The sequence below is a fragment of the Planomonospora algeriensis genome, from assembly GCF_977012225.1.
Map to the genome: position 1 here is coordinate 1 of NZ_CDRNDK010000293.1, position 8,308 is coordinate 8,308.

Annotated in this window: 7 protein-coding genes, 1 tRNA gene and 1 pseudogene; 1 reads left to right on the forward strand and 8 read right to left on the reverse strand. The window is 71.0% G+C overall.

Annotated elements, in window-relative coordinates; all coding sequences use genetic code 11:
• Positions 1-84: 84 nt before the first annotated feature.
• From ACWJ6R_RS24905 to ACWJ6R_RS24930, 6 genes are all read right to left on the reverse strand, one after another.
• A complete protein-coding gene (locus tag ACWJ6R_RS24905; protein ID WP_449064554.1) occupies positions 85-939 on the reverse strand; it encodes an LppX_LprAFG lipoprotein in 855 nt (284 codons plus the stop codon).
• 147 nt (positions 940-1,086) lie between these two features.
• Entirely contained in the window at positions 1,087-1,800 is a 714-nt protein-coding gene (rplA, locus tag ACWJ6R_RS24910) for a 50S ribosomal protein L1 (RefSeq protein WP_449064555.1), read from the reverse strand.
• 86 nt (positions 1,801-1,886) lie between these two features.
• Complete coding sequence (gene rplK / locus ACWJ6R_RS24915; protein ID WP_068896520.1) at positions 1,887-2,318, reverse strand: 50S ribosomal protein L11; 432 nt, start codon at positions 2,316-2,318, stop codon at positions 1,887-1,889.
• 115 nt (positions 2,319-2,433) lie between these two features.
• Positions 2,434-3,255: a transcription termination/antitermination protein NusG gene (gene nusG, locus ACWJ6R_RS24920; RefSeq protein ID WP_449064556.1), complete on the reverse strand. Its 822-nt coding sequence runs from the start codon at positions 3,253-3,255 to the stop codon at positions 2,434-2,436.
• Between the two features lie 85 nt (positions 3,256-3,340).
• Entirely contained in the window at positions 3,341-3,589 is a 249-nt protein-coding gene (secE, locus tag ACWJ6R_RS24925; protein WP_449064557.1) for a preprotein translocase subunit SecE, read from the reverse strand.
• A gap of 75 nt (positions 3,590-3,664) precedes the next feature.
• Positions 3,665-3,737 (reverse strand) — tRNA-Trp (locus tag ACWJ6R_RS24930).
• A gap of 267 nt (positions 3,738-4,004) precedes the next feature.
• Between ACWJ6R_RS24930 and ACWJ6R_RS24935 the strand changes: the two genes are divergently transcribed.
• Entirely contained in the window at positions 4,005-5,210 is a 1,206-nt protein-coding gene (locus tag ACWJ6R_RS24935; protein WP_449064558.1) for a pyridoxal phosphate-dependent aminotransferase, read from the forward strand.
• A 139-nt stretch (positions 5,211-5,349) separates the two neighbouring features.
• On the opposite strand, the gene ACWJ6R_RS24940 is transcribed toward ACWJ6R_RS24935, so the two are convergent.
• Complete coding sequence (locus tag ACWJ6R_RS24940) at positions 5,350-7,341, reverse strand: ATP-binding protein (protein ID WP_449064559.1); 1,992 nt, start codon at positions 7,339-7,341, stop codon at positions 5,350-5,352.
• Between the two features lie 371 nt (positions 7,342-7,712).
• A pseudogene (locus tag ACWJ6R_RS24945) lies at positions 7,713-8,308 on the reverse strand (hypothetical protein); the annotation flags it as partial.

Consider the following 8,308-nt stretch of genomic DNA (forward strand, 5'->3'; position numbering starts at 1 on the left):
CGCGGCCGGCCCCCCGCCCGGCCGCGGACGCGCGTACGGCCCGCACCCCGACCGGACATCCCGGGGCGCGGGCCGCATGCGGGCTCAGTTGCCGCCCGAGCTCTCCTTCGGCTTCTCGCCGAGGTCCTTCGGCAGGTCGCCCACCTGGTCCGCGGGCGGGGCCGCGATCGTCACCGGCTCGTTGAAGCCCTGGAAGTGCGCCGCCATGGTGAACGAGGCGCCCTGCTCGGCGCCGCTCAGCGTGACCTTGCGGGGCAGGCTCTGCGCGTCGGCCCACAGGTCGAACTTCACGTTCTTCGCCTCGGCGAACCGGCCCTGGAGCTGCTCGCGCTCACTCGGGTCGAGCGCCTTCGCGGCCTCGGCCACCGGGAAGGTGCCGCTGTAGTGGGTGGTCTCCACACCGCCGACCGTCTCGGTGCCGACGGCCTTGACGTCCTTGGAGGCCGTCAGCAGCTTGACCGTGCCGGGCAGGTCGAACTGCTGGGCCTGGTCCATGAGCCCCCGGACCTCGGCCTGGTCGCCGGCGTCCAGGTCGGCGGTCGACACCTTGACCCACGGCTTGTCGCCGCCGGTGAACCGGGTCAGCAGGCCCGACTTCACGTAGACCGTGTCACCGAGCAGGATGGCCCGCGCCCCGCCGGGCACGTTCTGCTCACCGAAGGAGATCACGTCCAGTGTGATGTCCGTCGCCAGCTGAGGCTTGCTCTGGTAGACCATGCGGCCCTGCACCTTGCCGGCGCCGTGCTCGCCGTCCTTGGCGTCGAACACCAGGTCGGCGGAGTAGGAGGTGACCTCCTCGGCCTTCTGGGCGCTCTGCTGAACCGCCTCGGCCGCCGCCAGCTTCACGTTGCCGAGAGAGGCGGTGCCCTGCGCACCGCACCCCGCGACCCCGATCAGCGCGACCGTTCCCAGCGCCAGCGCGGGAGCCAATCGGCGCATCCGTCCTCACACCCCTTCGTAATCCCCCAACGAACTTGTCTACGAGACTATGCGTCGCGGAGCCCGGGCGCTTCGGCCACAAGAACGAAGAAGGGCCTCGACGAATGGCCATTCGGTCGAGGCCCTCTACGACGGACGTCTGATAGATCAGGCGTCGAGGTCGGCGGTCATGCCGCGCGTCACGTTCGGGTCGACCGGGATGCCGGGGCCCATGGACGTGGAGAAGGTGATCTTCTTGAGGTAACGGCCCTTGGCCGCGGACGGCTTGAGACGCAGCACCTCGTCGAGGGCGGCGGCGTAGTTCTCGATGAGCTGGCGCTCGCCGAACGACACCTTGCCGATGATGAAGTGCAGGTTCGCGTGCCGGTCGACACGGAACTCGATCTTGCCGCCCTTGATGTCGGTGACGGCCTTGCCGACCGCGGGGGTGACGGTGCCGGTCTTGGGGTTCGGCATCAGACCACGCGGGCCGAGGACACGGCCCAGACGGCCGACCTTGCCCATGAGGTCGGGGGTGGCGACGACCGCGTCGAAGTCGAGGCGGCCCTTGGCGACCTCGTCGATCAGCTCGTCGGCGCCCACGATGTCGGCGCCCGCGGCACGGGCCTCCTCGGCACGGTCACCGGTCGCGAAGACCAGGACCCGGGCGGTCTTACCGGTGCCGTGCGGGAGGTTGACGGTGCCGCGCACCATCTGGTCGGCCTTGCGGGGGTCGACGCCCAGCCGCAGGGCGACCTCGACGGTCGCGTCGAACTTGGCGACGTTGGTCTCCTTGGCCAGCTTCGCGGCCTCGGCCGGGCTGTACAGGTTCTCGCGGTCGAACTTGGCCGCTGCGTTGCGGTGGCCCTTGCTGCGCTTCACTTGCTCACTCCTGTGGATCCGAGTGTCCGTGGTACGGGCCAGCGCCTGGCCCCTCCACTCGCTTCGAGGTTGGTGGTGGTGAACGCCTAGTCGGCGATCGTGATGCCCATCGACCGGGCGGTACCGGCGATGATCTTCTCCGCCGCCTCGATGTCGTTGGCGTTGAGGTCCTGCATCTTCGTCTCGGCGATCTGACGCAGCTGCTCACGGGTCAGCTTGCCGACCTTGTCCTTCTGCGGGACGGCCGAGCCCTTCGTCACACCGGCGGCCTTCTTGATCATCTCGGGCGCCGGGGGCGTCTTCGTGATGAAGGTGAAGCTGCGGTCCTCGAAGATGGTGATCTCAACGGGGATGATGTTGCCGCGCTGGGCCTCGGTGGCAGCGTTGTACTGCTTCACGAAGTCCATGATGTTGACGCCGTGCGGACCGAGGGCGGTACCGACCGGCGGAGCGGGCGTGGCCTGGCCAGCGGGAAGCTGGACCTTGACCAGTGCCGCGATCTTCTTCTTAGGAGGCATGGTTCTCTCCGGGTCCTAATCGGGGTGATGCGGCTCCCACGCAGACGCGGGGAGCGTGCCGACGGGCCGCGCTTCGCGAAGCACGGCCGCCGAACGTCTTAGTTTATGTGACGGGTCAGATCTTCGAGACCTGGTTGAACGAGAGCTCGACCGGGGTCTCGCGACCGAAGATCGAAACCAGCACCTTGAGCTTCTGCGACTCGGCGCTGATCTCGCTGACCGTCGCGGGCAGGGTGGCGAAGGGCCCGTCCATGACGGTGACCGACTCGCCCACCTCGAAGTCGACGGTCGCCGCGGTGGTCTTGGCGGTCGTCTTCTTGGTCTCCTCGCTGGGCTCGGGGGCCAGCAGCTTGGCGACCTCGTCGATGCTCAGCGGGCTCGGCTTGTTCGACAGCCCGACGAAACCGGTCACGCCGGGCGTGTTCCGCACCGCGGACCAGGACTCGTCGGTGAGCTCCATCCGGACCAGCACGTAGCCGGGCAGCACGCGCTCCTTGACGAGCTGGCGCTTGCCGCTCTTCACCTCGGTCACGTGGTGCGTGGGCACCTCGACCTGGAAGATGAAGTCCTCCATGTTGAGGGACTGCGTGCGGGTCTCGATGTTGGCCTTCACGCGGTTCTCGTAGCCGGCGTAGGAGTGGATGACGTACCACTCGCCGTACTGGCCGCGCAGGTGGCGCTTGAACTCCTCGACCGGGTCGACGTCGGGAAGGACGTCACCGTCCTCGTCGACGACGCCGGCCGGGGCCTCTTCGGCCTCGCTTCCGGCGTCGGCGTCCTCGGAGTCGTCACGAGCCTCCCCGGACTCGTCGCGAGCTCCGGACTCGTCGACCTCTTCGGACTCGCCGAGCGAACCCTCCGCGGCGTCGACGGCCTCTTCCGGCTCGCCCTCCCACTCTTCGCGGGACTCGCCGGCCGACTGTGAAGACTCGGACACGGTGGCTCTTTCTCTTTTCGTCGATGGGCTGACTGGACTTGCGGAGGGGCTGGGGTCACGGCGGGACGACCCGCCGGATGCCGGCTCAGGATCCGCCGAAGATCCTCAGCACGCCCTCGGTGAACAGCGCATCGAGTCCGGCCACGATCCCGACCATGATCAGAACGAAGACCAGGACGATGATGGTGTAAGAAATGAGCTCCTTGCGCGTGGGCCAGATGACCTTACGCAGCTCGGCGACGATCTGCCGATAGAAGAGGGCGGGAGAAGTGCGCTTCGGCTTCTTCTCACCGCTCGGCTTGTCTGCGGTTTCGCCGCGCGTGTCGATCGCCACAGTCCTCACCTGATCCGTCGTATCCAACGCATGTCTGCGGCGCGCTAGACGCCCTGATGCGCGGACCGCTCCTCGCAGGGCACGAGGGACTCGAACCCCCAACCGCCGGTTTTGGAGACCGGTGCGCTACCAATTGCGCTAGTGCCCTAAGACATGAACCACCATACCTCGGTTGACCCGAAGTTTGTCCGCGGCTCACCGGTCTTGACCGCCGAACACGCATGCGGCGGAAAGACCACGCCGGAGTCTACGGGGGAATGGGCTCCACGTCGAACCGGAAACCCGTCCCCAGGTCACAGGGCGGGCAACGAGATGGTCACGAACGTTCCTTCCGATCCGTCCGGGGCGGCCGCGGACGCGTCCGCATGATGGATGGGAGACGGAAACGGAGCGACGGGTCTGTAACCATGGAGGCATGACCCGTCCTCGCATCTCCGCCCGCATCTCCGCGATCTCCGAGTCCGCCACGCTCGCCGTGGACGCCAAGGCCAAGGCGATGAAGGCGGCGGGCCGCCCGGTCATCGGCTTCGGCGCCGGCGAGCCGGACTTCCCGACCCCGGACTACATCGTCGAGGCCGCCGTCGAGGCGTGCCGCACTCCCCGCTTCCACAAGTACACGCCCGCCGGCGGGCTCCCCGAGCTCAAGCAGGCCGTCGCCGACAAGACCCTCCGCGACTCCGGCCACCGGGTCGGCGCGTCCCAGGTCCTGATCACCAACGGCGGCAAGCAGGCGGTCTACCAGGCGTTCGCCACGCTGCTCGACCCGGGCGACGAGGTCCTGGTCGTGGCCCCCTACTGGACGACCTACCCCGAGGCGATCAAGCTGGCCGGCGGCGTCCAGGTCGACGTGGTGACCGATGAGACCACCGGTTACCTGGCGAGCGTGGAGCAGCTGGAGGCCGCCCGCACCGACCGCACGAAGGTCCTGCTGTTCGTCTCCCCGTCCAACCCGACCGGCGCGGTCTACAGCCCGGAGCAGGTCGAGGCGATCGGCCGCTGGGCCGCCGAGCACGACCTGTGGGTCGTCACGGACGAGATCTACGAGCACCTCACCTACGGTGACGCGACCTTCTCCAGCATCGCCACCGCCGTCCCCGAGCTGGGCGACAAGGTCGTCGTGCTGAACGGCGTCGCCAAGACCTACGCGATGACCGGCTGGCGGGTGGGCTGGCTGATCGGCCCCGAGGACGTCGTCAAGGCGGCGGCCAACCTGCAGTCGCACGCCACCTCCAACGTCTCCAACGTGGCCCAGGCCGCCGCCCTGGCCGCGGTCACCGGCGACCTGTCGGCGGTGGCCCGGATGCGGGAGGCCTTCGATCGCCGCCGCCGGACGATGGTCCGCATGCTCAACGAGATCCCGGGCGTGGTCTGCCCCGAGCCCAAGGGTGCCTTCTACGCCTACCCCTCGGTCAAGGCGCTGCTGGGCAGGGAGTTCGGCGGGAGGCGCGCGCGGACCTCCGCCGAGCTCGCCGAGATCATCCTGGAGGAGGCCGAGGTCGCGCTCGTCCCCGGCGAGGCCTTCGGCACCCCCGGCTATTTCCGCCTGTCCTACGCGCTCGGCGACGAGGACCTGGTCGAGGGGGTCAGCCGGGTGGCCAAGTTCCTGGGCGAGGCCCGCTAGCCGTACCGGCCGCCGCCGGGCCGGGGCCTCCGGGCCGGGCCGCCGGCGGTCACGGGCGGCGTGCCGTACGGCGGCGGCACTCGGCCGGGCTCCCGCCGCCGCGCGCGGTGGACCCTCCGCGGTGGAGGGCCGGACGCCGTCAGAAGGTGAGCCCCTGGAGGGCGTGTTCCACGGCGGTCAGCAGGTCCGTCGAACGCCCCGTCCCGATGAGCCGGTCGTGCTCCTCCTTGTCGTTGCGGGCGAGCAGCCTCGCCTCGGAGCGGCGGAGCAGCTCGGTCAGCACGGGCGAGCGCAGGGACGGCGTCCCGGCTTTCTCGCGGGCGGCGGCCGCCGCGCCGAGGAGGAACAGGGCGAGGGTGTCGTGCGCGTCGCCCTCGGCGATCACCGCGAACACCTCCAGCCCCTCGGTGAGGCAGACGCCGTCGTCGAACATCCGGGCGCCGCGGAGCGACTCGCGGACGGACGCGGTGGCCGCCGCGGTGTTGTCGAGGACGTGCTCGGCGAGCCCGAGGATCAGGTCGAGGCGGGAGAGGGTCCAGTAGTCGCGGTAGGAGGCGCACAGCTCGCGGCCCTCCCGCAGCACGGTCGTCGCCCGCGCGTACTCCCCGGAGAGCATCATGCCGGTGGCCACGACGATGTAGGTCGGCAGGAACCCGGGGAAGACGTCGCCGGACGAGCGGTGGCGCTCCCGGGCGTCCTTGATGAGCCACAGGGCCTTGCCCACGTCGCCCCTGGCGACGGCCAGGTGCGACTGGAAGTGGCTGACGTAGGGGACCAGGTCCACCGCCCCCTCCCAGTCGCTCGCCGCGCACTCGGCGAGGGTGCGCTCCGCGTCATCGAGGTCCCCGCGCTGGATCGACATCCAGGTCTGCACCCACAGCGCTTTGAGCCGCTCGGCGGAGGGCCGGCGCTCCAGGTCCAGGCCGCGCCGGAGCAGGTCGTACCCGAGGGCGGGCCGGCCGCAGCAGACCCACAGGAACCACAGGTTGCCGACCAGCTCCAGGCCCTTGCGGCGCTCCTCGGGTCTGGCGTAGCAGTCCTCCGCGGCCTCGCGCAGGTTGGCGAGGTCGGGGAGGACGCGGTGGTACCAGCCGAGCTGGTCGCTCCGCCAGCCCGCGGTGGCGCGCGTGGACAGGTCCATGAAGTGGTCGCGGTGGCGGCACCGGGCCTCTTCGGCCTCGCCCAGGTCCTCCAGCAGCGCGGCGCCGAACGCCCGGACGGTGTTCGGCAGGCGGTAGCGGACACCGCCGCCGTCCTTCTCCCACAGCAGGACCGACTTGTCGGACAGGCCGCGGAGCGCGCCGAGGACCCGCTCGACGGTGAGACCTCCGTAGGCGCACACGTGCTGGGCGGCCTCGGCGTCGAAGCCCCCGGAGAAGACCGACACGCGGGCCCAGACCAGGCGCTCCTCCGGACCGCACCGGTCGTGGCTCCAGCCGAGCGCGGCGCCCATGGAGCCGTGCCGCCGGGCGTCGGGGCGGTCCGCGGAGAGGTCGGCCGCAGTGAGGTCGGGAGGGGCCGCGAAGAGGTCGGCCGCGGCGGGGTCCGGCGCGGCGGCGGCCAGCTCGATGGCCAGCGGGAGGTTGTCGAGCCGCCGGCAGACCTCGGCCGGGTCGGCCTCGCCGAGCCTGTCACCGGCCAGCTCGGTGAGCAGGTCGACGGCCTCGTCCTCCGACAGGCCGCCGAGCTGGTAGGTGTACTCGCCGGTGAAGCCGAGCCGCTGGCGGCTGGTGGCCAGGACGCGCAGCACGCCGACCTCTCGCAGCAGCCGGTCGGCCAGGACTCCGGCGGTGCCCGCGACGCGGTCGCAGTCGTCCAGGACGACCATCCGCGGCCGGGAGAGCAGTTCCACGGCCACCGCGTCGAAGGCGGAGGCGCCCGGGCGGACGCGGACGCCGAGCGCGCGGGCGAGCATTCCGGTCAGGCCGGGGAGGTCCTCCGGCGCCTCGGACAGGTCGAGGACGCACACGTATCCGGGGGACGCCTGCTCCATCGCGTCGGCCAGACGCCGCGCGAGGGTGCTCTTGCCCGCTCCGGCGGTGCCGGTCAGGGTGAGGTGGCGCCGCCTCCCGAGGAGGCCGCGGATCTCGGCCCACTCCGCGCGCCTGCCGATGAAAAGGTCCGCTCCCACTGCATCCCCGGCGCCGTCCCGACCACTCATAACGCCCCAACTCTCGCACGGCGCCGAGGCCGGGCGAAAGCATTCGGGAAATTCCGTGATCTTTTCTCTCCGCCGCCGTCCGCCGTCATGATCCGCGGTCACGGCGCGCGGCTTCCGGTCCCGGTCCCGCGCCGGAGAGGGTGCGCGGCCCCCGGCTGTGCGGTTCCCGTTCCCCACCGCGCCCCGGGAAGGCCGCGCCCCGGGAGTGCCGCTCCCTGGGAACACGGCCCCGGGAGTACGGCCCCCGTCCGGCGGACGGGGGCCGTGTCCGGGTCACCGGCGAGATGGCCTGTGCCGCCCAGCGGCCTCGCCCGGTCCCGTTTCCCGGAGCGGCGTCCGGATCAGCCGGTGGGCTCCAGCCCTTCGACGATCCTGCGCAGCTCCCGCTCGGTCCCCCCGGCGCCCAGCTTCCCGGCGTAGTCGGGGCTCAGCATGACCTCGACCGCCACCCCGGGCTCCTCCGTCCACAGCGCGGTCGGGGTGCCGTCCTCGATGATCTTCCCGGTGTCCTCGCCCGTGCGGACCAGGTGGACGCGCTCACCGCCGATGGTGACGGCCTTGGAGCCCTGCTTCCGGTAGCCCTTCATCCGCTCGGCCGCCTGCCGCGCGGCGCCGTTCCGGTAGACGACCGCCTGGACGCTGTACATCCCGGGTTCGAGGCCGGGCTCCACCCACGTGGTGCTGTAGCTGGTCGTGCCGAAGGTGTTCTTGACCGACCACTCACCCCACTTCAGCCCCTCGGGCAGGTAACCGAACGCGACACCGCCGAACCTCCGGCCGTCACCCAGGTCCCCGAGGTCCTGCGGCATCTCCGGAGGGCCGTCCTCGGACGGTGAGCCGTCCGGGACCGCCACCTCCGGGGCCGCCTCGGCCCGGGTGTCGCCCGGCGCCTCCGTCCACGGCGCGGACGGGGCGCCGAGGCCGGGCACCGGAGCGG

What these genes read in the sequence shown, in the direction of transcription:
- rplK (WP_068896520.1), bottom strand. Translation starts at nt 2,318, where the DNA reads ATGCCTCCTAAGAAGAAGATCGCGGCACTGGTCAAGGTCCAGCTTCCC.
- ACWJ6R_RS24905 (WP_449064554.1), bottom strand. Translation starts at nt 939, where the DNA reads ATGCGCCGATTGGCTCCCGCGCTGGCGCTGGGAACGGTCGCGCTGATC.
- ACWJ6R_RS24935 (WP_449064558.1), top strand. Translation starts at nt 4,005, where the DNA reads ATGACCCGTCCTCGCATCTCCGCCCGCATCTCCGCGATCTCCGAGTCC.